The 20,014-nt window shown below is 60.3% G+C and carries 22 protein-coding genes, 1 tRNA gene and 1 riboswitch; of the genes, 20 read left to right on the plus strand and 3 right to left on the minus strand.

What is annotated here, in order from left to right; all coding sequences use genetic code 11:
- Window positions 1-120 precede the first annotated feature (120 nt).
- The 8 genes from J1W56_RS07965 to J1W56_RS08000 all read left to right on the plus strand — a co-directional run bounded on the left by J1W56_RS07965 (window position 121) and on the right by J1W56_RS08000 (window position 6,524).
- Window positions 121-1,926 carry an acetolactate synthase 3 large subunit gene (locus J1W56_RS07965; RefSeq protein ID WP_223612775.1) on the plus strand — a complete coding sequence of 602 codons (1,806 nt, stop codon included), beginning with the start codon at window positions 121-123 and terminating at the stop codon, window positions 1,924-1,926.
- A 22-nt stretch (window positions 1,927-1,948) separates the two neighbouring features.
- Window positions 1,949-2,521 (plus strand): acetolactate synthase small subunit, encoded by a 573-nt coding sequence (gene ilvN / locus J1W56_RS07970; protein WP_091877790.1) that lies wholly within the window; start codon window positions 1,949-1,951, stop codon window positions 2,519-2,521.
- A 112-nt stretch (window positions 2,522-2,633) separates the two neighbouring features.
- Window positions 2,634-3,227, plus strand: coding sequence for a LysE family translocator (locus J1W56_RS07975; protein ID WP_223612776.1), 594 nt, complete (start codon window positions 2,634-2,636; stop codon window positions 3,225-3,227).
- Between the two features lie 37 nt (window positions 3,228-3,264).
- Window positions 3,265-3,882, plus strand: coding sequence for a nitrile hydratase subunit alpha (gene nthA, locus J1W56_RS07980; RefSeq protein WP_223612777.1), 618 nt, complete (start codon window positions 3,265-3,267; stop codon window positions 3,880-3,882).
- A complete protein-coding gene (nthB, locus tag J1W56_RS07985) occupies window positions 3,879-4,538 on the plus strand; it encodes a nitrile hydratase subunit beta (RefSeq protein ID WP_223612778.1) in 660 nt (219 codons plus the stop codon). Before nthA ends, nthB begins: the two co-directional genes overlap by 4 nt.
- Window positions 4,525-4,887, plus strand: a complete 363-nt coding sequence (locus tag J1W56_RS07990) for a nitrile hydratase accessory protein (protein ID WP_223612779.1) — start codon at window positions 4,525-4,527, stop codon at window positions 4,885-4,887. Before nthB ends, J1W56_RS07990 begins: the two co-directional genes overlap by 14 nt.
- Window positions 4,868-5,335, plus strand: coding sequence for a hypothetical protein (locus tag J1W56_RS07995; protein WP_223612780.1), 468 nt, complete (start codon window positions 4,868-4,870; stop codon window positions 5,333-5,335). The genes J1W56_RS07990 and J1W56_RS07995 overlap by 20 nt, the downstream gene beginning before the upstream one ends.
- Before the next feature lie 61 nt (window positions 5,336-5,396).
- Complete coding sequence (locus tag J1W56_RS08000) at window positions 5,397-6,524, plus strand: ATP-dependent DNA helicase (protein ID WP_223612781.1); 1,128 nt, start codon at window positions 5,397-5,399, stop codon at window positions 6,522-6,524.
- Window positions 6,525-6,549: 25 nt separating this feature from the next.
- Here J1W56_RS08000 and J1W56_RS08005 read toward each other — a convergent pair whose 3' ends face one another.
- A complete protein-coding gene (locus tag J1W56_RS08005; RefSeq protein WP_223612782.1) occupies window positions 6,550-7,251 on the minus strand; it encodes a TenA family protein in 702 nt (233 codons plus the stop codon).
- A 140-nt stretch (window positions 7,252-7,391) separates the two neighbouring features.
- Between J1W56_RS08005 and J1W56_RS08010 the strand changes: the two genes are divergently transcribed.
- The 5 genes from J1W56_RS08010 (at window position 7,392) to ilvC (ending at window position 13,303) form a co-directional block, all read left to right on the plus strand.
- Window positions 7,392-8,132, plus strand: coding sequence for a pyridoxine 5'-phosphate synthase (locus J1W56_RS08010; protein WP_223612783.1), 741 nt, complete (start codon window positions 7,392-7,394; stop codon window positions 8,130-8,132).
- Between the two features lie 142 nt (window positions 8,133-8,274).
- Window positions 8,275-10,200 carry a potassium transporter Kup gene (locus tag J1W56_RS08015; RefSeq protein ID WP_223612784.1) on the plus strand — a complete coding sequence of 642 codons (1,926 nt, stop codon included), beginning with the start codon at window positions 8,275-8,277 and terminating at the stop codon, window positions 10,198-10,200.
- Window positions 10,201-10,275: 75 nt separating this feature from the next.
- Window positions 10,276-11,499 (plus strand): FAD-dependent oxidoreductase, encoded by a 1,224-nt coding sequence (locus J1W56_RS08020; protein WP_223612785.1) that lies wholly within the window; start codon window positions 10,276-10,278, stop codon window positions 11,497-11,499.
- A gap of 105 nt (window positions 11,500-11,604) precedes the next feature.
- Entirely contained in the window at window positions 11,605-12,249 is a 645-nt protein-coding gene (locus tag J1W56_RS08025) for a TetR/AcrR family transcriptional regulator (RefSeq protein WP_223612786.1), read from the plus strand.
- A 34-nt stretch (window positions 12,250-12,283) separates the two neighbouring features.
- A complete protein-coding gene (ilvC, locus tag J1W56_RS08030) occupies window positions 12,284-13,303 on the plus strand; it encodes a ketol-acid reductoisomerase (protein ID WP_188343638.1) in 1,020 nt (339 codons plus the stop codon).
- Window positions 13,304-13,356: 53 nt separating this feature from the next.
- On the opposite strand, the gene J1W56_RS08035 is transcribed toward ilvC, so the two are convergent.
- Window positions 13,357-13,713 carry a BA14K family protein gene (locus J1W56_RS08035; protein ID WP_223612787.1) on the minus strand — a complete coding sequence of 119 codons (357 nt, stop codon included), beginning with the start codon at window positions 13,711-13,713 and terminating at the stop codon, window positions 13,357-13,359.
- A 158-nt stretch (window positions 13,714-13,871) separates the two neighbouring features.
- Here J1W56_RS08035 and J1W56_RS08040 point away from each other — a divergent pair, with 158 nt between their 5' ends.
- From J1W56_RS08040 to J1W56_RS08055, 4 genes are all read left to right on the plus strand, one after another.
- Window positions 13,872-14,987, plus strand: a complete 1,116-nt coding sequence (locus J1W56_RS08040) for an endonuclease/exonuclease/phosphatase family protein (RefSeq protein WP_223612788.1) — start codon at window positions 13,872-13,874, stop codon at window positions 14,985-14,987.
- Between the two features lie 3 nt (window positions 14,988-14,990).
- Window positions 14,991-15,701, plus strand: coding sequence for an NUDIX hydrolase (locus tag J1W56_RS08045; RefSeq protein WP_223612789.1), 711 nt, complete (start codon window positions 14,991-14,993; stop codon window positions 15,699-15,701).
- Between the two features lie 108 nt (window positions 15,702-15,809).
- Entirely contained in the window at window positions 15,810-16,727 is a 918-nt protein-coding gene (locus tag J1W56_RS08050; RefSeq protein WP_223612790.1) for a PhzF family phenazine biosynthesis protein, read from the plus strand.
- 103 nt (window positions 16,728-16,830) lie between these two features.
- Window positions 16,831-16,906 (plus strand) — tRNA-Lys (locus J1W56_RS08055).
- A gap of 61 nt (window positions 16,907-16,967) precedes the next feature.
- Here the strand turns inward: J1W56_RS08055 and J1W56_RS08060 are convergent.
- A complete protein-coding gene (locus tag J1W56_RS08060; protein ID WP_223612791.1) occupies window positions 16,968-17,705 on the minus strand; it encodes an FkbM family methyltransferase in 738 nt (245 codons plus the stop codon).
- A 442-nt stretch (window positions 17,706-18,147) separates the two neighbouring features.
- On the opposite strand from J1W56_RS08060, the gene J1W56_RS08065 reads away from it, so the two are divergent.
- The 3 genes from J1W56_RS08065 to J1W56_RS08075 all read left to right on the plus strand — a co-directional run bounded on the left by J1W56_RS08065 (window position 18,148) and on the right by J1W56_RS08075 (window position 19,795).
- Window positions 18,148-18,492 carry a RidA family protein gene (locus tag J1W56_RS08065; RefSeq protein ID WP_105732256.1) on the plus strand — a complete coding sequence of 115 codons (345 nt, stop codon included), beginning with the start codon at window positions 18,148-18,150 and terminating at the stop codon, window positions 18,490-18,492.
- A 249-nt stretch (window positions 18,493-18,741) separates the two neighbouring features.
- Window positions 18,742-19,017, plus strand: coding sequence for a 30S ribosomal protein S21 (gene rpsU / locus J1W56_RS08070; RefSeq protein ID WP_223612792.1), 276 nt, complete (start codon window positions 18,742-18,744; stop codon window positions 19,015-19,017).
- A gap of 208 nt (window positions 19,018-19,225) precedes the next feature.
- Window positions 19,226-19,795 (plus strand): NADPH-dependent FMN reductase, encoded by a 570-nt coding sequence (locus J1W56_RS08075; RefSeq protein ID WP_223612793.1) that lies wholly within the window; start codon window positions 19,226-19,228, stop codon window positions 19,793-19,795.
- 89 nt (window positions 19,796-19,884) lie between these two features.
- A riboswitch (TPP riboswitch) is annotated at window positions 19,885-20,001 on the plus strand.
- Window positions 20,002-20,014 lie beyond the last annotated feature (13 nt).

Consider the following 20,014-nt stretch of genomic DNA (forward strand, 5'->3'; position numbering starts at 1 on the left):
CGGAAGCTCCCATGCGCGAAACACAGGCTCCTTCGGGGGCCTTTTTTATTTCCAAACCTTACGCTAAACGAAAACACCTTCTGGAAGGCCGAGAGCCGCAGAATACACGGGAAGAGATCGATGACCGCAGACAAGCAGGATAGTGACAACCACACATCGCAACGACGGGAGATGACCGGTGCCGAAATGGTCATTCAGGCACTCATCGATCAGGGCGTGACGGACATTTTCGGATATCCGGGTGGTGCGGTCCTTCCCATTTATGACGAGCTGCATCAGCAGGACAAGATCAATCACGTGCTGGTTCGCCATGAGCAGGGCGCCGGTCACGCGGCGGAGGGCTATGCCCGGTCCACCGGCAAGGTTGGCGTGATGCTGGTCACATCCGGCCCCGGTGCGACCAATGCGGTGACGCCGCTGCAGGATGCCTTGATGGACTCCATCCCGCTGGTCTGCATCAGCGGCCAGGTTCCGACCACGCTCATCGGCTCGGATGCGTTTCAGGAATGCGATACGATCGGTATCACGCGTCCATGCACCAAGCACAACTGGCTGGTGAAGGACGTCAACGATCTCGCGCGCATCCTGCACGAAGCCTTCCACGTGGCGCGCACGGGCCGTCCGGGTCCGGTTCTCGTCGACGTGCCGAAGGACGTGCAGTTCGCCACCGGCTTCTATACGCCGCCGGAAACATCGCCGCGCACCAGCTATCGTCCCAAGGTCGAGGGCGATATCGAGGCGATCAAGCAGGCCGTTGCCCTGATGGCGACAGCCAAGCGCCCGGTCATCTATTCCGGCGGCGGTGTCATCAATTCCGGCCCGCAGGCCAGCCATCTGCTGCGCGAACTGGTGGAGCTGACCAATTTCCCGATCACCTCGACGCTGATGGGCCTCGGCGCCTATCCGGCATCGGGCAAGAACTGGCTGGGCATGCTGGGCATGCACGGCACCTACGAGGCCAACATGACGATGCATGATTGCGACGTCATGGTCTGCATCGGTGCGCGCTTCGACGACCGCATCACCGGGCGCCTCAATGGCTTCTCGCCCAACTCGAAGAAAATCCACATCGATATCGACCCGTCCTCGATCAACAAGGCGGTTCGCGTTGACATTCCCGTGGTTGGCGATGTTGGCCGGGTTCTGGAAGACATGGTCCGGCTGTGGCGCGCTTCGTCCGAAAAGCCTGAAAAGAAGGCGATAGGCGAATGGTGGGCGCAGATCGACAAATGGCGGTCGCGCAAGTCCCTGTCCTATACACGCAACAAGGACGTGATCATGCCGCAATATGCCCTGGAGCGGCTCTATGCGCTGACCAAGGATCACGACACCTTCATCACGACGGAAGTCGGGCAGCACCAGATGTGGGCGGCCCAGTTCTATGGTTTTGAAAAGCCCAACCGCTGGATGACCTCCGGCGGCCTCGGCACCATGGGTTATGGCCTGCCGGCAGCATTGGGCGTGCAGATTGCCCATCCCAATTCGCTGGTCATCGACATTGCCGGCGATGCCTCGGTGCAGATGACCATGCAGGAAATGAGCGCGGCGGTGCAGTACGAAGCGCCGATCAAGATCTTCATCCTGAACAACCAGTATATGGGCATGGTGCGCCAGTGGCAGCAATTGCTGCATGGCAACCGCCTGTCGCACTCCTATACGGAAGCCTTGCCGGATTTCGTCAAGCTGGCGGAAGCCTATGGCGGCCACGGCATCCGCTGTGAAAAGCCGGGCGATCTCGACGATGCCATCCAGGAAATGATCGACGTGAAGAAACCGGTTCTGTTCGATTGCCGCGTGGCCAATCTGGCAAACTGCTTCCCGATGATTCCGTCCGGCAAGGCGCATAATGAAATGCTCCTGCCTGACGAAGCCACGGATGAAGCCGTTGCCAATGCCATCGATGCCAAGGGACGGCAGCTCGTTTAAGAAATCGGAGAGGAAACACCAAATGAACGCTCAAAATCTAGCCTCCGGCTCGGCATATTTCATTGCCAAGGAGACAGAGCTACCGATCACCACGGTGCTATCGGTTCTCGTTGACAACGAACCCGGCGTCCTTGCCCGGGTGATCGGCCTGTTTTCCGGTCGCGGCTACAACATTGAAAGCCTGACCGTCTCGGAAACCGAGCATGAACAGCACCTGTCGCGCATCACCATCGTGACGCGCGGCACCCCGCATGTGCTCGACCAGATCCGCCACCAGCTCGAACGTATCGTGCCGGTGCACCGGGTGGTCGATCTTTCCGTTCGGGCCGACGAACTCGGCAATGACAAGCCGATCCAGCGCGAGCTGGCGCTGGTCAAGGTGGCGGGTCTTGGCGAGAACCGCAATGAGGCACTGCGTCTTGCCGATGCATTCCACGCCAAGGTGGCGGATGCCACGACAGAGCATTTCATCTTTGAAATCACCGGCAAGGGGTCGAAGCTCGATCAGTTCATCGCCATCATGAAGCCGCTCGGCCTCGTCGAGATTTGCCGGACCGGTGTCGCCGCCATGAACCGCGGCCCGCAGGGCATGTAGGCTTCAGCGGCAATCAGACTCAGGGATACGCAATTGTATCCCTGACAAGATTGCGATTGAGCGACATGAACCCGAAGCTTAAATCTTCCCCACGCATCAGATCCGGTTTGTCATGTCGCTCGAAATCTTTTTCACGCTCCTCGTTTTTGCCTTCGTCACGTCGATCACGCCGGGACCCAACAATCTGATGCTGCTCGCGTCCGGGGTGAATTTCGGCTTCCGGCGCACCATTCCGCATATGCTGGGCATCGGCAGCGGCTTCTTTTCGCTGCTGATCGGCGTCGGTCTTGGCCTGGGCGCGCTGATCCAGACCATTCCGCTCGTCTATACCATCCTGAAATTTGCGGGCGGCGCCTATCTCGTCTATCTCGCCTACAAGATCGCCACATCGCGTTCGCTCGGAACGGTCGATGGCAATGCGCGCCCCATGACATTCCTTGAGGCCGCCGCCTTCCAGTGGGTCAACCCCAAGGCCTGGGTGATGGCGGTGACGGCGATGGCGACCTATACCGCGCCGCAGGCCTATCTCGCCACGGTGCTGATTGTCGGCATCGCCTTCGCCCTGGTCAACGTGCCCTCGGTGTCGAGCTGGGCGGCCTTCGGCCAGTTCATGCGCGGCTGGTTGTCGGACCCGGCGCGGCTGAAATGGTTCAATATCAGCATGGCGGCCTTGCTTGTCGCCAGTCTCTGGCCGATGCTGCGCTGATCTTGCACGAAATGCGGGAGGCGCATAAGTTTCCACCATGTCCCATGATCACGATCACCACCACGACAATGAACTCGATCCCATGGCCGCACGGGTGCGGGCACTCGAAACCATCCTGACCGAAAAAGGTCTTGTCGATCCCGAGGCGATCCATGCCATTGTCGAGACGTATGAGACCAAAGTCGGCCCCCGCAACGGTGCGAAGGTTGTGGCCAAGGCGTGGGTCGATCCGGAATTCAATGCCTGGTTGAGACGTGATGCGACCGCAGCCATCGCGTCGCTGAGCTATACCGGCCGCCAGGGCGAGCACATGCAGGCGGTGTTCAATACGCCGGAAACCCACAATCTCGTCGTGTGCACGCTGTGTTCCTGCTACCCATGGTCGGTGCTTGGCCTGCCGCCCGTCTGGTACAAGTCGCCGCCTTACCGGTCGCGCGCCGTCATCGATCCGCGCGGTGTGCTGGCGGAGTTTGATCTGGTTCTGCCCGATACCACCAGCATCCGTGTGTGGGATTCGACCGCCGAGCTGCGCTACCTCATCATACCGCTGCGCCCGGAAGGCACCGATGGCTGGAGCGAGGAACGGCTTGCCACGCTGGTGACGCGCGATTCGATGATCGGCACGGGGCTCGCCCGTGTGCCGGAGGTGGCATGAACGGGCCGCAGGATCTTGGCGGGCAGATGGGCTTCGGTCCGGTCAATCCGGAGAAGGACGAGCCCTATTTCCATGCGGCATGGGAAAAGCGGGCACTGGGTCTGACCCTGGCTGCCGGAGCCATGGGGCACTGGAACATCGATGAAAGCCGCCATGCCCGCGAAAGCCTGCATCCCGCCGACTACTATTCCTCCAGCTATTACGAAATCTGGACCAAGGCGCTGGAAGTGCTGCTGAAGCGCCACGGTTTCGTGACCGATGCGGAATTGGTGCAGGGACATGCGCTCGGCAAGGGAACAGAGCCCAAGCGCGTCCTGCAAGCGGAGAACGTTGCCGCCGTTCTGGCGAAGGGCGGTCCCTGCGACCGTCCGGTCGGACAGGCGCCGCGTTTCCAGGCGGGGAACCGCGTCAGAACCCGCAATTTCAACCCGCACACACATACGCGGCTGCCGCGCTACGCCCGCGGGAAAACCGGCATGGTAGAAGCTGTGCGCGAGGGCTTCGTCTTCCCGGACACCAATGCGCATGGGCAAGGCGAGAACCCGCAATATGTCTACACCGTCGTGTTCACAGCGGGGGAGATCTGGGGCGAGGGCGCCGATCCGACCTTGACCGTCAGCATCGACGCCTGGGAGAGCTATCTTGAGCCTGCGTGACCTGATCGCCCATTCGCAAGGTTTGGGCGACGGGATCGATGCGCCGGTTTTTGCCGAGCCATGGCAGGCGGAAGCCTTCGCCATGGTGCTGGCCCTGCACAGCCGGGGACTGTTCGGCTGGGATGAGTGGGCACAAGCGCTCTCCACCGAACTGAAACGGCCCGGTGCGCTGGAGGATGGCAGTGATTACTACCATCGCTGGGTCGCGGCACTGGAATCCCTCGTTGCGGCCAAGAACGTGGCAAAGTCGACGGATGTTGATGATCTCGCCGCTTCATGGCAACGTGCGGCCCACGCAACCCCGCATGGTCAGCCGATCAGGCTGGAAAATGATCCGGAAAGGTCTTGAGATGCATGGAGCTTTGACGGTCCGCCGCGCAGCGATTGCATGGATGCTTGTGGCAGCGGCCAGTTTTTCCGCACCTGTCCGGGCGCAGGACGCGCCCTGGCCCGCAACCACCGAACAGGACCTGCGCAAGCTGCTGACCGGCGCGACCATCACCGGCGAAGTCAAGGCGCAGCCGCCGTTCAATTTCACCGAGTTTCTCGGAGCCGACGGTAAATCGCGCGGCAAGCTGATCGAATGCTGCAAGCCGGACAAGGTGCTGACCAACGGCATGGCCTATGCGGGCGAGTGGACGCTGGAGCACGACACGCTCTGCCTGCTCTATGAGGGTGAGGAGCAGAAGGTCTGCTGGCGCCTGCAGGTGAAGGGCGACGAATTCCGCATGACCGACACGGAAACCGGCTATTCCGGCGCGGGTAAAATCCGGCCCGGGAACCCGGATAATCTATAGTATAAGGTGTTATTCACCCATTTTCCTTGCCCTTTGCGGGCGAATCCTGTCAGTCAGGGCCATGCAATTATCACCACAACAGGATGAGGCGCTCGGCGCCGTTTCCAAATGGCTGAAAGACGGGCGCAGCCCGCTTTTTCGGCTTTTCGGCTATGCCGGTACCGGCAAGACGACGCTGGCCCGCTATTTCGCCGAGCATATTGACGGCGATGTGCAGTTCGCCGCTTTCACCGGCAAGGCGGCGCAGGTCCTGCGCTCGAAGGGCGCTGCCAATGCGCGGACGCTGCATTCGCTGATCTATCGCCCGCGCGGCGAAGAGGCGGTCGAGGACGAGACGACCGGCAAGACCAGCATCGCGCCGACCTTCTCGCTCAACCGGCAAAGCCCGGTCTCCAAGGCGAAGCTGATTGTCGTTGATGAATGCTCGATGGTGGACGAGCAGCTCGGCCGCGATCTCATGAGTTTCGGCACGCCCATTCTGGTGCTGGGCGACCCCGGCCAGCTGCCGCCCATATCCGGCGGCGGGTTCTTCACCGAACACGAGCCGGATTTCCTGCTCAGCGAAATCCACCGGCAGGCGCGCGACAATCCCATTCTCCGGCTTGCGCTCGATGTGCGCGAGGGGCGTGAGTTCGGCTACGGGGATTTCGGTGCGGCCAAGGTCATCTCCAAGAATGAGGTGACGCAGGATCTGGTGCTCGGCGCCGATCAGGTGCTGGTGGGTACGAACCGCACCCGCCGCCGCTACAATCAGCGCCTGCGCGAGCTCAAAGGTTTTTCCGCTTCCTTTCCGCAGGCGGGCGACAAGCTGGTGTGCCTGCGCAACGATCCGGCCAAGGGGCTGCTCAACGGCTCGCTATGGAAGGTCATGACCTCGTCGCGGGAGACCGTCAAACCCGGCATCAACCTGCTGGTGGCGCCGGAGGATGAAGAGCCGGGCAGGGGCGTGGCCAAGATCAAGCTGCTCAAGGCGCAGTTCGAGGATCCCGATGCGGAAATTCCGTGGCAGACCAAGAAGCGCTACGACGATTTCGACTATGGCTACGCGCTGACGACCCACAAGGCGCAGGGCTCGCAGTGGAACGAAGTCGTGTTGTTCGATGAGAGCTTTGCTTTCCGCGATACGCGCGACCGCTGGCTCTACACGGCCATCACCCGCGCCGCCGAACGGCTGACGGTGGTGCGCTGAAAACTCTGAGCTGAACGGATCCGGTCTATTCAGCAAGCGCGGCGCCGCGCAGCCCCATCGACCAGAATCCGGCTTCCAGCCGTGTCGCCACACGGAAACGGCGGTTGAGCGTCGTCCAGCGCCCGGACGTTTGCGGTGACGGGCCAAGCCGGGCATGCACACTGCTTTCGATGAGCCGTCCGACCGCGTGACAGGCCTCCTGATAGTCCTTGCCCGCATAGGCATCGATCCACGGTTGATAGGGATTGCCTGCCGATGCGGTGGCTGCAAGACGCGCGCCGATTTCGCCATAACCCATGACGCAGGGTGCAAGAGCCGCAATGAGATCAAGGAAGTCACCTGACAATCCGGCATCGATGACGTAGCGGGTATAGGAGAGGTTCTCCGGTTCCTCGTCGGTCTGCAGCAGCCTCTCGCGCGAAATCCCGGCCTTCGCGCATATCTCGATATGCAGCGGCATTTCATGGTTGACCAGTGCGTGGACCGTTGCCGATGCCAGCTCCAGTTCCTCATGGCTTTCCGCCTTCAGGACAGCCATGCCCCAGGCCCGCGAGAAGTGGAACAGAAAGATGTAATCCTGGACGAGATAGTGCAGAAAAGCTGTTTCGGGCAGGGAACCGTCGCCGAGGCCGCGCACAAAGGCGTGGTCGACATAGGCAGACCAGTCGGACGCGGCATGCGCGCGCCATTGGGCAAAAACCGGCGAGGAAAAATCGGATGGGCTCATCAAACCGTACTCTTTGCGGGCAAGAACTTGCGAGGCGAGAGGCCGACCTGCGAACATCTTTCGGGTCGGACCAGATTCCAATGTTTAATGTTCGTTTTCTGCTGTAAAGATCAGGACAAGAAAAAACATTGGACTTCAGCATGACAGCTTCCCTTTCCGTGAACCTCAATGCAATCGCCATGTTGCGCAATCGCCGCGACCTGCCCTGGCCCAGTGTGATCGGGCTTGGCCGCGTGGCCTTGGCCGGCGGTGCTGCGGGCCTGACCGTGCATCCGCGTCCGGACGAGCGGCATATCCGCTTCTCCGACCTGCCGGAGATCCGCGCCCTGATCGATGACGAGTTTCCGCAGGCCGAATTCAACATCGAAGGGTATCCGACGGCGCAGTTTCTCGATCTCGTCGCCAAGAACGAGCCCGAGCAGGTCACGCTGGTGCCGGACGATCCGGCGCAGGCCACCTCCGATCACGGCTGGGACCTGACGAAGGACGGCGATTTCTTGGCGCCGATCATTCGGCAGCTGAAGCACCGGTCGGCGCGGGTTTCCCTGTTCATCGATGCCGATCCGGCTGCACCGGCGCTCGCCAAGGCGCTCGGGGCGGATCGTGTCGAACTTTATACCGGCCCCTATGGCGGCGCGCATGACGATCCGCGCCGCGAGGCGCTGGAGCTGGACAGGCTGGCGAAGACCGCGGAAGCGGCGGCGAAGGCGGGTGTTGCCGTCAATGCCGGGCATGATCTGACGGTCGCCAATCTGCCTGCTCTGGTCAAAAGAGTGCCAAATCTGGTGGAGGTTTCCATTGGTCACGGGCTGACAGCCGATGCTTTGACGCACGGTATGTCGCGGGCTGTGGAAAGATTCATGAATGCGCTTCAAGTCTAGTGCGTTGATTCGCGTGCAGGATTTGCGTTGCCATGCGTTTTTGCATAACGTGGGATGACAGCTATGTTAAAATGGCGATTGATATTGCGGTGCAACACGACTAACTCGTCCGCCCACGCTGTCGGAGCGAGGGAAAACCTGTATGAGTGACCAGCAAGTTGGCGACGAGAACTGTTTAAACGGTACCGCCGCCTATGAACCGGAACCGCATCACAAAGAAGCATTTCCGGTTCTTGTGCTAGGCGCCCTCGGCGTTGTCTATGGCGACATCGGGACAAGCCCGATCTACGCCTTTCGCGAAGCGCTTCATGCCGCATCGCTCGACGGATTCCTGAGCAGGACCGATATTCTCGGTGTTGTCTCCATGATCTTCTGGGCGCTGACCCTGATCGTCACCATCAAATATGTTTTTTTCGTGCTGCGCGCCGACAATGACGGCGAGGGCGGTATCCTGTCGCTGATGGCGCTGGCACGGTCGAGTTTCAAATCCCGGCCGCAGCTCATTCTCGGTCTCGGCATTGTCGGTGCGTCGCTGTTTTACGGCGATGCGGTGATCACTCCGGCCATTTCGGTGCTGTCGGCGGTCGAAGGTCTGGAGATCGTCACTCCGTCGCTGGAACCCTTCGTGGTGCCCATCACGCTGGTCATCCTGCTGACGCTGTTTTCCGTCCAACGTTTCGGTACGGCGCGCGTTGCCACGATTTTCGGCCCGATCACCCTGTTGTGGTTTCTGGCCATCGGCTTTTTCGGCGCGTGGCACCTGTTCGACGATATCAGCATTTTTGCCGCCGCCAACCCGTACTACGCGGTGGATTACATCCTCGAGAACCCGGCAACGGCGTTCCCGACCATCGGCACGGTGTTCCTGGCGGTGACCGGTGCGGAAGCGCTCTATGCGGATCTCGGCCATTTCGGCCGCAAGCCGATTGCCACGGCCTGGGTCTGGGTCGTCTTCCCCTGTCTGCTCCTGAACTATTTCGGTCAGGGCGCCTTCATTCTGGCGCATGGCGAGTCGGCCAAAAACCCGTTCTTCGAGATGTTCCCGCATTGGGCATTGCTGCCGATGGTGCTTCTGGCCACGGCCGCCACCGTCATCGCCAGTCAGGCGGTTATCTCGGGCGCCTATTCGCTGTCGCGCCAGGCGGTGCAGCTCAATCTCCTGCCGCGCCTCAACATCGAGCACACCTCCGAGAAGCAGTCCGGCCAGGTTTACCTGCCGCGGGTCAACATGCTGCTCGGCCTTGTGGTTGTCCTGCTCGTCCTTGGCTTCGAGCGCTCGACCAACCTGGCCTCGGCCTACGGCATTGCCGTGACCGGCAACATGCTGGTGACGACGATCCTGCTGTTCATCGTCATGAGCCGCATCTGGAAGTGGCGCCTCTGGGTGGCCGTCAGCCTGACCGTCGGCTTCATCATCGTTGACCTGACATTCGTCAGCGCCAACCTGATCAAGGTTGTCGATGGCGGCTGGGCTTCCCTCGTGGTGGCATTCCTCATCATCCTGGTGATGTTCACCTGGGTCCGCGGCAGCCGTCAGCTGTTCGAAAAGACCCGCAAGGGCGAGGTGCCGCTCGATCTGATCTCGAAGAAGATGGCGCAGAACCCGCCACCGCTGGTGCCGGGAACCGCCGTGTTCCTGACGGGCGATCCCAAGAGCACCCCGACAGCCCTGATGCACAGCCTGAAACATTACAAGGTGCTGCATCAGAACAATGTGATCTTGACGGTCATCACCGCGCCGTCGCCGCTGGTCAAGAAGAGCGAGCGGGTCAAGATCGAGCCGATCAACGACCTGTTCATGCGCGTCACGCTGACCTTCGGCTACATGGAGCGCCCGAACATTCCGCGCACATTGGCGATCTGCCGCAAGCAGGGCTGGAAGTTCGACATCATGACCACCTCCTTCTTCCTGTCGCGCCGCTCGCTGAAAGCATCGGCCCGTTCGGAAATGCCGCATTGGCAGGACCGCCTGTTCATCGCGCTGGCGCGCACCGCCAGCGATGCCACGGAGTATTTCCAGATTCCGACCGGACGCGTCGTCGAGATCGGCACCCAGGTAAACATCTAGCAGTGAGACGCGATATCGGGTTGAAAGACCCGCATCGCGTCTGTATGCCCGTAGCAGCAAACGGGCAGGGTCAGATTGAAAAAACAGCGGATTGCCATTGTGGGTGCGGGCCCGGCGGGGCTTGCCGCCGCGCTCTATCTTCATCGCGCCGGGCATGATGTCAAACTGCTCGAACGGTTTGCCGCCCCTTCGCCCCTCGGCTCCGGCCTCATCCTGCAACCCACCGGCCTGACGGTGCTCAGCGATCTCGGGCTGTTTGACAGCATTTCCGGGCTCGGCAACCGGATCGACCGGCTCTACGGTGCCGATGCCCTGTCCGGGCGGGCGGTGCTGGATGTCCGGTATGCCGCACTGAAAAGCGGACGCTACGGCATTGCCGTGCATCGCGCCGCCCTGTTCGATGTGCTGTATCAGGCGGTGCTGCAGGCGCGTATCGATATCAAGACCAATGTCGACGTCGTCACGATGGACACGGGCAACGGCCGGGCATGGCTGATGACCAGTACCGGCCGCAGCATCGGCACCTTCGATCTGGTCGTCGATGCCAGCGGCTCGCGCTCGCGGCTCAAGCAGTTTGCCATCCATCCCTGCGAACCGGAGCCCCTGACGTACGGCGCCTTCTGGACATCGCTGAAATGGCAGGGGGAGGGGTTTGACACGCGCTCGCTGCTGCAGCGCTACCGCAAGGCCGGCGTGATGATCGGCGTTCTGCCGATTGGCAGGACCGATGTGGGCGGCGATGACATGGCGGCATTCTTCTGGAGCACAAAGCCGGATGAAGCGGAGGCCCTGCGCGCTGCGGGGATCGAGAGCTGGAAGGACCGGGTGCTGTCGCTCTGGCCGGAATGCTCGGCCTATACCGATCAGATCGGCGGTTTCGACGATATGACGCTGGCGCGTTATGGCCACCACACGCTGGCCATGCCCGCCGGGCGTCACCTCGCCGTCATCGGCGATGCGGCCCATTCCACCAGCCCGCAGCTGGGGCAGGGCGCCAACATGGCGCTGCTGGATGCACGGGCGCTCGCCCATGCCCTTGCCACCTCCACGGAGCTGGATGCGGCGCTGTCCGCCTATGCCGCCTCCCGCCGGACGCATGTGCGCGGCTTCCAGGCCCTGTCGCGGGCATTCACCCCGTTCTACCAGTCGGATTCGACCCTGCTGCCCTTTGCACGCGATTGGGTGGTTCCAACCGTGGCGCGCATTCCGCCAGCGCCGCAGCTTCTGGCATCGATGGTATCGGGTACCCTGATCGACCCGTTCCGGCCAATCGGTTTGCGGGAAAAAGCCTGGTTCTAGAAATCTTTTTCATCCCCACTTGCCAAACGATTTTCATGGCTCTAGAACCGAACCGTAACGTACGGTACGGCAAATGAAGCCGTGAAAGCGAATGGAAGAAGCCTCGTGCAATCTGCTGCGGAAGCCAATGACAGCCCATTGACAGAGCGTCAGCGCGACGTTCTCGATGCGGCGCTTGGCCTGCTGGTGGAGGCGGGCGATGCCTTGACGATGACCAGCGTGGCGCGCCGCGCCAGCTGTTCGAAGGAAACCCTCTACAAATGGTTCGGCGACCGGGACGGGCTCTTGACCGCGACGGTCCAGTGGCAGGCGTCGAAGGTGCGCGGCGTCACGGTCAGGCGCGACGGACTTGATCTTGCATCGCTGACAAGCGGGCTGGAACGCTTTGCGTCGGACTGGCTGCGCGTTCTCTCCGGCAAGATTTCCGTGGCGCTCAATCGCGTGGCCGTCAGCCATGCGGGCAGCGACAAGCGCGATCTCGGCGCCATCGTCCTGGAGAACGGGCCGTTTGCCATGGCGCGCCGCCTGATGCCGCTGCTCGAGGTCGGGCGTGAAGCCGGGCTGCTGGCATTCGACGATACGGAAGAAGCATTTCGCACCTTTTTCGGACTGGTCGTCCGGGATGTGCAAATCCGGTTGCTGCTTGGCGACCGGTTCGAGTTGACTGATGTGGCAATCGACGGCGAGGCCCGGCGCGCGACACAGCAGTTTTTCGCTCTGTATGGAGCTCATACCAACGGGGCCGCTTAAGGCCGCTGTACGCAACGCTGAAGGGAAGAAATCAATGCGCGTATATTATGACCGCGATGCAGACATCAACCTGATCAAGTCGAAGAAGGTTGCCATTATCGGATACGGTTCGCAGGGCCGCGCCCATGCGCTGAACCTGAAGGACTCCGGTGCCAAGGACGTGCGCATTGCCCTGCGTCCAGGCTCTGCCACCGCCAAGAAGGCCGAAGCCGACGGCTTCCAGGTCGTCAGCGTTGCCGAAGCGGCAAAATGGGCCGACCTGATGATGATGGCGACGCCGGACGAACTGCAGGCCGACATCTACAGGGATCACATCGCCGACAACATCCGCGACGGTGCTGCCATCGCTTTTGCCCACGGCCTCAACGTGCATTTCGGCCTCATCGAGCCGAAGAAGACCGTTGACGTTGTCATGATCGCGCCGAAGGGCCCGGGCCACACGGTTCGCGGCGAATACCAGAAGGGCGGCGGCGTTCCCTGCCTCATCGCCATCCATCAGGATGCCTCGGGCAATGCGCATGATCTCGCGCTGTCCTATGCCTGCGGCGTCGGCGGCGGCCGTTCGGGCGTCATCGAAACCAATTTCCGCGAAGAATGCGAAACCGATCTGTTCGGTGAGCAGGTTGTTCTGTGCGGCGGCCTCGTTGAACTGATCCGCGCCGGTTTCGAAACGCTTGTTGAAGGCGGCTATGCGCCTGAAATGGCCTATTTCGAATGCCTGCACGAAGTGAAGCTGATCGTCGACCTGATCTATGAAGGCGGTATCGCCAACATGAATTATTCGATCTCCAACACGGCCGAATGGGGCGAATACGTTTCCGGCCCACGCATCATCACTGCCGAAACAAAGGCCGAGATGAAGCGCGTCCTGACCGACATCCAGACCGGCAAGTTCACCTCCGACTGGATGCAGGAATACAAGGCCGGCGCATCGCGCTTCAAGGCTATCCGCCGCAACAACGACAAGCACCAGATCGAAGAAGTCGGTGAAAAGCTGCGCGGCATGATGCCATGGATCGGCAGCAACAAGCTGGTCGACAAAGCCAAGAACTAAGGTCTTCGAGCTTTCCGAGAATCAGGCCGATAGAGCGATCTATCGGCCTTTTTTCATTGCAGCGTGCAGGTGCGGCGCGGCCCGCTCAGGGGCTGGTAGGTATTGTCGAAGGCACGGTAGGATTGATAGCGGTCCTGGCAGATCTGCGCCTGGGTGCGGGTCGTCGGCGAGATGATGGGCCGGCGTGTGCGGAAATCGTTGCAGCGCGCCGAGCCCGTGCAGTTGGGCCCGGCAAGGTTGGCCGGGCTGTCGGTGCCGAGAATCAGCGGCTGCAGTGGAACCGGATCGTTGCCGCGCGGGGCCGGACGATAGGGCTGGACCTGTGCAGACGCGGTGCCAAGACCGAGGGTCAGGGCAAGGCCAAACGCGGCGAGGGCTGTGATCAGGGTCTTCATCATCGTCGTTTCCATGCTGTTTTCCCTAATATAGGCCTTTGCGCACCCCGCCGCCACCGCCAAGCGGAAATCCCTGCGGTAACGGTTTCGGCACTGGTTGTGGTTCGCCAATCAGGCTAGGTTCACAACAACGTCCTGCTTCGACCATTGGTTTCATAATTCAGGGTATGTGAATGTCTGTACGCATCGCCACGTTCAACGTCGAAAATCTGATGAACAGGTTCGATTTCTCCGGCTTCAAGAACAATCTGAACAAGGACCGGACGCTGCAGCTGTTCCAGATCAATGACGAGGAACAGTACCGGCAGCTGGAACAGGCGCGGGCCATCGCCCATGCGGACGACACGCGCCAGCTGACGGCGCTTGCCATCGCCGAAACCCATGCGGATATTCTTTGCCTGCAGGAAGTCGACAATATCGGTGCGCTGAATGCCTTCGAGTTCGGCTATCTCTTCAAGATGGTCGGTGAGGGCTACCGGCACAAATACATGCTGGAAGGCAATGACAGCCGCGGCATCGACGTGGCGGTGCTGATGCGCGACCAGACCCGGCACGGCGAGCCGATCGAATTCATCGAAATGACCAGCCATGCCCACGTGACCTATAATGATTTCGGTCTGTACAACGCCGAGATTGCAGCGCTCGGGCTTGAGCCGCATGAGCGCATTTTCAAGCGCGACTGCCTGGAGATCGACGTGCGAATCGGCGGGCGGCCGCTGACGCTGTTTGTCAGCCATTTCAAATCCATGGGGCCGCCGCGCAACGGGCTGGACGGGCGCACAGCCTCCATGCCGGTGCGCGTGGCCGAAGCAAAAGCGGTGCGGCGGATCATCGAGGACCGGTTTGCCGATAGCGGCGGTTCGGCCAGCAAGCATTGGGTGATCTGCGGCGATTTCAACGATTATCGCGAACGCATTGTCATTGGCGGCGATTCGCTGGCCGGATACACATTCGATCCGGTGCGCGAGGCGACGAGCAGCGTCGACGTGCTGCTGGACGGCGGGTTCTGCGAAAATCTGGTGGAACGGCGTCCGGTGATGGATCGCTGGACGCTGTACCATACGCGCGGCCCGGAGGAGCGGCACCTGTGCCAGCTCGATTACATCCTCGCGTCACCCGCATTGGCCAGAACCAACAGCAAGGCTGTGCCCGACATCATCCGGCGCGGCCAGCCATACCGCACGATTTTCCCGCCGGACCAGAAGGTCGAGATGTTTCCACGGATCGGCTGGGACCGCCCCAAGGCAAGCGATCACTGCCCCGTTGCCGTCACATTCAACGTCATCTGACCCATGCACACCATTCCCGAAGCAGCCGTCATCGCGATCCGTCAGGCCATTGTGCGCGTGGAGGAGGGGCCTCTCGCCTACGATGTTCAGCATCGCGCTGACATAGCCGCAAACTGGACACGCGAATTGGCGGCCAATCCCACGCTGTTCGACGGCTCGTTCTTCCTGGCGGAACAGGCCGGGATCGATGCCGGTATTTTCAGCGCGGCTTACAGGCGCACCACCTTTGCCACGATGATGCACTGGAAGCGCAACCGCACGGCTGCAAAGCCATGGCACATCTTCAGCGTCGGGGTCATGGTATCGGCCGACAACAGGCTGATTGCCGGGCAGATGGGCGCCACGACGTCGGCGGCGGGACGGGTGTATTTCCCGGCTGGCTCGTTCGATGCGGGCGATCTCGTGGGCGATCAGGTGGATTTCGACGGCAATGCCCAGCGCGAGGTGGCCGAGGAAACCGGCATCGATCTTGGCACCGCATCGCACGTGGACGACATGGCCTATCTCGTCAGGGTGGGGCGGAGCATTGCCGTGTTCCGGCGTTATTATTTCCGGCAGACCGGCGATGAACTGCTCGCATCCATTCGCGCCACCATTGCCGCCCAGGCCGATCCGGAACTGGACGGGGTCTGTGCCATTTCGGCGGCCGGCGAGATGGGGGAGGCGACGCCGCGTACCTTCGCCACTTTTGGCGATTGGCACTTCAGGCCATGAACCACGCATCGCATGGCCTGCAGGCTGGAATGTCACCGTTACAAGGTTTATCTTGAACAGCTCTCTCCAGTGTCTACTTTCGCCGAGGGTTTGACGAGGAGTATGCAAATGAGCGGCCGGCACTATCAAGTCTATGATGTTTTCACCGACAAGGTCCTGACAGGCAATCCCCTTGCGGTTGTGCACGATGCAGCCGGGCTGGACGATGCCGCCATGCAACGGATTGCCGGGCAATTCAATCTGTCAGAGACGGTGTTCGTCCTGCCGGCGCACAATCCTGCCCATACGGCGCAGATCAGGATTTTCACACCCGATTACGAAATGCCTTTCGCCGGTCATCCGACCGTCGGGACCGCCATTGCCCTGGCGCAAACCCGCTTTCCCGATGTGGCGAGCGATCAGGAAACGCTGATCATCCTGGAAGAGAAGATCGGCCCCGTCCGCTGCGGCGTGAAGCTCAGCAAGGCGGGAGCGTTTGCCGAATTCGATCTTCCCAAGCTGCCGGAACAGGTGCCGTACAATTCCGACAGGATCGCGCTGGCCAATGCCCTGCGTCTCGAACCCAAGGAGATCGGCTTCGAGAATCACGTTCCGACCGTCTGGGATGCGGGCGTGCCTTACCTGCTGATCCCGATTCACGGGCTGGCGGCTGCCGGGCGGATTCGAATCAATCAGGACGCCATGAAAAGGGCAGCGCCTGTGATCGACGGGCGCCAGCTGCCCGTCTATGTCTATTGCCGCGAAACGACGCTGCACGACAGCAATTTTCATGCGCGGATGTTTGTCAGCGACGAGGGCACCTACGAGGACCCGGCAACGGGTTCCGCCACGGCGGCCTTTGCCGGCGCCATCCAGCATTTTGACCAGCCGCTCGACGGATTGTTGCGGCTGTGGCTGGAACAGGGCCAGGAAATGGGCCGCCCATCGCGATTGCGGCTGGAACTGGATATCGCCGACCAGAAGCTTGCCGGCGGGCGTATCGGCGGTTCGGCGGTCAAGACGGCGGAGGGACAGCTTTTTGTTTAAACAACTTATTGTTCAAAGCTGACATAAAGTTTTCAAGAAGGGCTGGACAGGCCGGTTTTGCCCCGTTATAGAGCCCCCACCTTCGGTCGTCAAAGCGGCTGACGGGCACATAGCTCAGTTGGTAGAGCAGCTGACTCTTAATCAGCGGGTCGTAGGTTCGATCCCTACTGTGCCCACCAATCAGAACCCCAGGTCATATCAATGGCTTGGGGTTTTTCTTTTGCTGCGGTTCTGAAACAGTCACCGTTTTGGCTTTGCCAGCAGGTGAGGGTTGGGCAGGCCGATGAGATAATTCATGTCGATCTCATGCGCCTCGCGCCATTCAGGCTCCTCATCGATCGCAAAGAGATACCCGTCTGCCGGCAGTGCTTCCATGATGGCAAAGCAATGGGCGCGCGCGTCGACCTGCATCATGTTGTGAATTTCGATGTCGAGAAACGGCAGCTGCTGCAACACGCTGCGGGCGCCCTTCAGTGCCGCGACCTCGTGCCCTTCAACGTCGATCTTGAGGAAGTCGACATTGCCCAGATCCGCATCGTCCAGAGCGATGACGTCGACAATCAGGTCACCATCGGGAGCATGAACATTGCTGTCGTTGAGGATGACGTTGCTGTGCGGCGCCAAAACCTTGTGGGTGCCCGTCTTCTGCCCGACGGCCTTGCCATGAGCCACGACGTTTGTCAGTCCGTTCAGTTCGGCATTCCGCTGCACGACACCCGCATTGAATGGCAGTGCGTCAAAGGCGGTCACCCTGCCGGTGGGGCCGGACTTCTGGCTGAACAGCACGGTCATCAATCCATGATGGGAGCCGCAATCTACAACATGCGAGCCCGGTTTGATAAAGTAAAGGCAACGCTCCCGAAACCCAGTATAATTGTTTCCTGCTGCAACATACCAATGATATCCAATCTCATCGGCGATGCAGAATGGTATAGATCGTTCGCCATATCTTATGTTTTCAACGAATGGATATATCAATTACTTATCGCTCCCGTCGAATTATGTGTCATGTTATCATAGATAACCTTAATATTGCCCCGCTGTGCAAGTATAAAATCAAATTCTTAGGGTTTGCGGTTGATTCGCCCGACGCTTCCGCCATCAAAAGCGCCGCAGCCATGGAATGGTCGAGTATGCAGCGGCGCCTTGAGGCCGCAAGACACATCGCGACAGAAGCAGCCGGTTTCCGCAGCATCACTTGTCTCCGCCTTCCCATGGTTAACAGCGGTGCAGCCGACGGAGGATATAAGCCCTTGCGGCCGCTCGCTTCAGGGAGCGGGGCAAACGAAAACCATGGGCGGAACCGATGATTTCTGTTGCTTTCCGGCGGGCCCCAACTATAACGCCTTGAACAGGGCCGAATGGCCCTTTTTTTTCTTGCACGCATATCGATCTACCCAAACTGCTAGAGGAGCTTTCCATGAGCATTCGTCGTATTGAAGTCGGTCCACGCATGAGCCAGGCCGTTATCCATGGCAACACGGTTTATCTCGCAGGGCAGGTAGGCACACCGGGCAAGAGCGTCACCGAGCAGACCAAGGATGTCTTGGCTTCGGTCGAGCGCCTGTTGAAGGAAGCCGGTTCCGACAAGTCCAAGATCCTGCAGGCGATCATCTGGATGGCCGACATGAAGGACTTTGCCGAAATGAATGCGGTTTGGGATGCCTGGGTCGATCCGGCCAACACGCCTGCGCGCGCTACCGGCGAAGCCAAGCTGGCGACCCCGGACTATCTCGTCGAAATCATCATCACCGCTGCCATCTGATTCCCCGCCGAAATCCGTCCGACACGGCGGATTTGGCAAAGCGACAGGTTCATCCCGGCGGAAATATTGAATTTGCCGGGATGAAATGAAGTGGATGTCAGTAAAACTGCTCCCGTGCACTGGATTTTTAGCGCGGGAATGAATAAAGTCCGCGCTTCTCGGGATTGCCGTTGTGGTAATTCATCAAACGCTTGTCTGATTGTGACGCTTACGCCCGCAAGACGAGACAAGCATGGGTAAGGAAAACGATTGCAAGTTCTCGTCCGTGACAACAATGTTGAACAGGCCCTCCGGGTCCTGAAAAAGAAGATGCAGCGCGAAGGTCTCTTTCGCGAAATGAAGGCGCGCCAGGCTTTTGAAAAGCCGTCCGAGCGCCGTGTCCGTGAAAAGGCTGAAGCCGTCAGCCGCGCCCGCAAGGCAGCGCGCAAGCAGGCACAGCGTGAAGGTCTGCTTCCTGGTCCGAAGAAGAAAGAACGCGTTGCCCGTCCAGGTGCCGCTTCCAGCGATTTCAGCAACAACCGATAATCAATGACCGGAGTTTCCGGTCCTTGCAAAACGCGACAGAACCCGCACAGCGAGCCATGCTGGAGCGGGTTTCGTTTTGTGAAGACTCCGCCATAACTATCGTCTTCACATCGATATTACCCGGTTTCAAAAAAGTGCCTTCTTGTGCGCCGCATCACGCCGCGCCTATGCATGCTCCATGATATTCAAGCCTTATGGAGACCTTTCAATGGCACCCAAGCTCAACATCGTCCACGTCAGCACCCGTCCGGGCCGCGCCGGTCAGCCGGTTGCCAAGTGGTTCCATGATTTTGCCAGCCAGGACGGCCAGTTCGAGCCGGTTCTGATTGATCTGGCCGATCTCAACCTGCCGGTTTTCGACGAACCCAACCACCCGCGTGCCCGGAAGTATGAGCATGCGCACACGAAAAAGTGGAGCGCGCTGATCGAAGCGGGCGATGCGATCGTGTTCGTGACGCCGGAATATGACTATTTCGCTCCGCCGTCCCTGACCAATGCGATCATCTATCTGTGGCAGGAATGGAACTACAAACCGGTCGGTTTCGTCAGCTATGGCGGTGTGTCGGGCGGCCTGCGCTCGGTCGAATCGGTCAAGGGTCTCATCGCAGGCCTGCGGATGGTTCCCATTCCCGAAGGCGTTCCCGTTCCGGCGTACCAGCAGTTCATCAACGATGAAGGTGTCTTCCAGGCCAATGAACTGGTGACCGCGAGCGCCAACACCATGATTGGCGAATTGCTCAAGTGGAGCAATGCGTTGAAGCCGCTGCGCGCGTCCTGATCCGGTCAAGGCGCCCGGAATCGACGGGGCGCCACACACACGATTTTACCGATTCGCTTGACAAATGGCGGATCGGGCGTTCAATTCAAGATATTCACCAGGGGGGTCCCGACAAGGGGCTGAGATTCTGCTGGCTTTTGCAGCGCAGTGACCCGTTGAACCTGATCCAGTTCATACTGGCGTAGGGACGGTGCGAAAGTCATGCGAGTCAGCCTCGGC

Source organism: Phyllobacterium calauticae (genome assembly GCF_019991125.1).
Lineage (GTDB): Bacteria > Pseudomonadota > Alphaproteobacteria > Rhizobiales > Rhizobiaceae > Phyllobacterium > Phyllobacterium calauticae.

Bases quoted from the DNA above. Each gene is read 5' to 3' on its own strand.
- J1W56_RS07965 (WP_223612775.1), top strand. From the start codon at position 121: ATGACCGCAGACAAGCAGGATAGTGACAACCACACATCGCAACGACGG.
- ilvN (WP_091877790.1), top strand. From the start codon at position 1,949: ATGAACGCTCAAAATCTAGCCTCCGGCTCGGCATATTTCATTGCCAAG.
- J1W56_RS07975 (WP_223612776.1), top strand. From the start codon at position 2,634: ATGTCGCTCGAAATCTTTTTCACGCTCCTCGTTTTTGCCTTCGTCACG.
- nthA (WP_223612777.1), top strand. From the start codon at position 3,265: ATGTCCCATGATCACGATCACCACCACGACAATGAACTCGATCCCATG.
- nthB (WP_223612778.1), top strand. From the start codon at position 3,879: ATGAACGGGCCGCAGGATCTTGGCGGGCAGATGGGCTTCGGTCCGGTC.
- J1W56_RS07995 (WP_223612780.1), top strand. From the start codon at position 4,868: ATGATCCGGAAAGGTCTTGAGATGCATGGAGCTTTGACGGTCCGCCGC.
- J1W56_RS08000 (WP_223612781.1), top strand. From the start codon at position 5,397: ATGCAATTATCACCACAACAGGATGAGGCGCTCGGCGCCGTTTCCAAA.
- J1W56_RS08005 (WP_223612782.1), bottom strand. From the start codon at position 7,251: ATGAGCCCATCCGATTTTTCCTCGCCGGTTTTTGCCCAATGGCGCGCG.
- J1W56_RS08010 (WP_223612783.1), top strand. From the start codon at position 7,392: ATGACAGCTTCCCTTTCCGTGAACCTCAATGCAATCGCCATGTTGCGC.
- J1W56_RS08015 (WP_223612784.1), top strand. From the start codon at position 8,275: ATGAGTGACCAGCAAGTTGGCGACGAGAACTGTTTAAACGGTACCGCC.
- ilvC (WP_188343638.1), top strand. From the start codon at position 12,284: ATGCGCGTATATTATGACCGCGATGCAGACATCAACCTGATCAAGTCG.
- J1W56_RS08035 (WP_223612787.1), bottom strand. From the start codon at position 13,713: ATGGAAACGACGATGATGAAGACCCTGATCACAGCCCTCGCCGCGTTT.
- J1W56_RS08040 (WP_223612788.1), top strand. From the start codon at position 13,872: ATGTCTGTACGCATCGCCACGTTCAACGTCGAAAATCTGATGAACAGG.
- J1W56_RS08045 (WP_223612789.1), top strand. From the start codon at position 14,991: ATGCACACCATTCCCGAAGCAGCCGTCATCGCGATCCGTCAGGCCATT.
- J1W56_RS08050 (WP_223612790.1), top strand. From the start codon at position 15,810: ATGAGCGGCCGGCACTATCAAGTCTATGATGTTTTCACCGACAAGGTC.
- J1W56_RS08065 (WP_105732256.1), top strand. From the start codon at position 18,148: ATGAGCATTCGTCGTATTGAAGTCGGTCCACGCATGAGCCAGGCCGTT.
- J1W56_RS08075 (WP_223612793.1), top strand. From the start codon at position 19,226: ATGGCACCCAAGCTCAACATCGTCCACGTCAGCACCCGTCCGGGCCGC.